The sequence below is a fragment of the Luteibacter sp. genome, assembly GCF_051958795.1.
Classification (GTDB): domain Bacteria; phylum Pseudomonadota; class Gammaproteobacteria; order Xanthomonadales; family Rhodanobacteraceae; genus Luteibacter.
On the sequence record NZ_JBQCFT010000142.1, the window covers coordinates 1 to 3,434 of the forward strand.

General features: G+C 66.7%; 2 protein-coding genes. One reads left to right on the plus strand and one right to left on the minus strand.

The window, feature by feature from the left end:
* Positions 1-159 precede the first annotated feature (159 nt).
* Positions 160-519, plus strand: a complete 360-nt coding sequence (locus tag ACTHLF_RS07815) for a hypothetical protein (protein WP_440326333.1) — start codon at positions 160-162, stop codon at positions 517-519.
* Between the two features lie 98 nt (positions 520-617).
* Here ACTHLF_RS07815 and ACTHLF_RS07820 read toward each other — a convergent pair whose 3' ends face one another.
* The gene (locus ACTHLF_RS07820; RefSeq protein WP_440326334.1) at positions 618-3,407 is read right to left on the minus strand and encodes a discoidin domain-containing protein; all 2,790 of its coding nucleotides are present in this window, start codon (positions 3,405-3,407) and stop codon (positions 618-620) included.
* Positions 3,408-3,434: the final 27 nt, after the last annotated feature.

Consider the following 3,434-nt stretch of genomic DNA (forward strand, 5'->3'; position numbering starts at 1 on the left):
CCCCCCCCCCCCCCCCCCCCCCCCCCCCCCCCCCCCCCCACAACCGCCTGGAGGCAGAAACCTGAACGGCGCCGGGAAGTTCCCCGCCCCGTTTAAGCGCAGGACCAGAAAGGGTTTGTAGGCTTGGCAGCATTCGCGTTCGTCAGGTCTTCATCGCCCATGCGCCTTTTCCTCACCGTCATACCGCTCACCGCCGCGTTCATCATCGCGGCCTGCTCGCCCTCCGAGCCGGTGGCTCCGGCCGCGTCAGCGCCGGCGGCAGCCAGCACCGCCGCCTCTCCCGCACCCGGCCGTACCTCGCCTGCATCGGCGGCGCTCGGCACGCCCGAGTGGTACACGTGGGTCGACAAGACCCTCGCCGTCAGCGATGACGGGCACGGGCCGCAGCCCAACACCCCCGCGTGGAACCAGGCCGTGAACGCCAAGCTAGGCCAGGAGGCGCCGCAGGCGGCGCCCGGCTCAACGGAATGGCAGCAGGCGGTCGACGCGTTGCTGCGCACGCGCGTCGCGACGCACTAGCGCACGCGTAGGAGCCCACCCTGTGGGCGACGCCGTTCGCGATAGAGCAACAGGGCCCGTGGCGTGGTCGCGACAGATGTCGCCCACAGGGTGGGCTCCTACAACGGCGCTGTTGTCGTGGTCTCGCCTTTGGGGATCCTGATCTCGCCGGAAGGCAGCGATAGGACCAGCCCGCCGGGTGGCTCGATCGGCTGGGTGATCGTCAGCACGGCCTTCCCGTCGTGCGCTTTCAGCGTATAGCCCAGGCGACCATACGGTGTACGCAGGTCGCGGATGGCAATGCCTTCGCCTTCCAGCCAACTCGGTTGCACGCCGGCGGCGAGGACCATCGCCTGGTCCGCGTCGCGGTCGTACGCGAACAGATCCAGCGCCGAGCGGACGTAGTCGGAGGCGATCCATGCGTGCGGCATGTCGCCGACGAAACGCGGCTTGCGCGGATCATGGCCGACGACCTCGGCCCACTGGTTCCAAGCCGCCGGGCGGCGGTCGGCGAAGAAGAACGCGATCAGGTCGTTGACCCGGTCCCGCCAGCCCAGCCGGACGAAGGTGGCGATGGTGCGAAGTTCGTAGGGGGTGTAATCCTCCCACGCGATCTTGCCATCACGGCGGGCGACGAACGCCTGCCAGTACTTCTCGAACGTGCCATCGACCAGCGCCTTCGGTAGCCGCGCGCCCTCACCGCCTGGCGACAGCGCGATCGTGGTCGATGTCGCATCGAAGTCACCGAGCTCCGCCGAGCCGGGAATAAAGGTGAGGCCCTTTGCCTTCACCGCCGCATCGATCGACGCGTGCAGGTCGTCGCGGAACTGATCACGCGATGCACCGAACGCCGCCTGGTCGTCGGAGTGACCCAGTGCCACGGCCAGGTCAGCGGCATCCTCATAGCCCTTCAACGCCCAGAAATCGTCCCAGTACGAATGCATCGGCTTCGCGGAATAGCCTTCGTGGCTGATCGACGCCGGCATCAGCCCGTACAGCGCGCGATCGGGGCCCTGGAGGCGCGAGGGCTGGCGCTCGCTGGCACGCAGCGTATCCATGTAAGCAACGGCCTTGCGCACATGCGGATAGAGCGACTCCACCGTCGCCCGATCGTGCGTGTAACGCCAGAGCTCGACAACGCTGAAAACCAGCTCACCGTGGCTATCGTTCTCCGGCACCGGATCGGAACCGCGCGCATCGACGCAACACGGCACCTTACCGTTACTGAACTGGTGCGGCGCATACCAGCGGATGAAGTCTCGCGCCACGTCGTCGTGGCCGGTACGCAGCAACCCCTCCAGCATCATCGCGCCATCGCGCACCCATGTGCGCGAATAGGAACGTGTGCCCGGCTGCAGCGCAGGGCCATCACGCGAGATGAGGATCTGCGCGACGCCGCTCTTCATCGTATCGACGATCGGCTGCGCCTCGGCAGGCACGCGTATATCAACGCGATCCAGCTTCGCGCGCCAGTCGGCCGCCACCGCATCGGCATGCGAAGCCAGCCACGCCGCCACATCGCGTGGCGCCTCGATGACGTCATCCTGGCGCACCGGGACAACCAGCCCGACATCCACATGCCCATGCGCCGGCACACGCACCGGATACAACAACGCCCCCTGCGCAAACCCGGACTTATCATGCAATTCGCCCGCCGCTTGAGCCGCCGCACCCCCCGTGGGAGCGCGCTTGCGCGCGATAGGCCCCAACGAAAGCCCCTCCACCGCCTCACCGCCATCCACCCGCTCAGTCAACATCCTCGGCATATTCACCGACCCGATGACCTCACCCGGCTTCTGCAACGGCACGACCTTCCGCGTCCCATTCACCACCAACGCCGAGCCATCCCAGCGCAGGTCGCGAATCGTCGCGATACCACCCGGCGCATTGAGGAACTGCGTCGGCGGATTCACCTGGAACGGCCGCGCGGCGAGCATCAGAGTCAGGTCACGCGGCGTATCGCTGTCATTGCCGACACGGTATGCAAGCACGAGTTGCGACGCGCCAGGCGTACCCTGCGCGAACGCGGTAGTGGTGAGCGTGACATCGCCCTTTTTCCACGCGACCGACGGCATCGGCAAGTAGCGATCGCGCAGCGCCTGCGTCGTCGTGACGTCGGCCCAGGTCACCAGCTTGCCCTGGTCGATCAGGAACGGCTCGATCGAGAAGCCGCCACGCGTGATCTCGACGGCGCCATCCTCGGAAATCAACGCGGAATCACGGCTGCCGCCATCGACACCGACGATCGTCCAGTACGACTGCTCACCGGAGAAGCCACGCGGATAGAGACCCCGACGCACGGCCTTGGCCCGCTGCTCGAACACCGCATTCGGTGTGGGCGGCGGGACCGGCACGGCTTCGGGCTTGCGCGGCACGAGCGCGAGATTGTCGAAGCAGACCTCACCCTTGTCCGGCCCCATGCCAGGCTGCGCTTCCTTGTAAACCATGAACTCGACCTCGCGCGTGTGGCGCAAGGTGCGGTCCTTGATCGGGCCCCAGGCGAACTCGACCTCGCGGCTGGAGGCGTTGATCGTCTGCCACGCGGCCGACGGCATGAAACCGGGCTTCTGGTACCACCAGACGTTATCGCCGCTATCGTCGATGAGCTTCAGCTGCAGCGTATTGGCCGGCATCGAACCGCGCACGTCGAAGCTGAGCGCAAAGCCCGCGGGAAAGTCGATCGGCAGCGTCTTCCTGATAGAAGCCGCACCGGAGACACCGTTGAAATCGAAGGCAAGGCAGACGCCCTGGCCTGTCTTGCCCGGCACGGCATGCAGCGATGCCGACACATCGTCCGTGTGCGTTGCATGCCAGCCATTCGTGGTGTCGAAGGCGTCAAGCGTTGCAGCCGAAGCGCCACCGCCAAAGAGCAACAGCACGCCTTGTAGGAGCGCGCTTGCGCGCGACATCTTTCGCCTCACCGCCGAAGGCCCTGC

Coding starts and splice junctions, on each gene's coding strand:
- ACTHLF_RS07820 (WP_440326334.1), bottom strand. CDS start 3,407: ATGTCGCGCGCAAGCGCGCTCCTACAAGGCGTGCTGTTGCTCTTTGGC.
- ACTHLF_RS07815 (WP_440326333.1), top strand. CDS start 160: ATGCGCCTTTTCCTCACCGTCATACCGCTCACCGCCGCGTTCATCATC.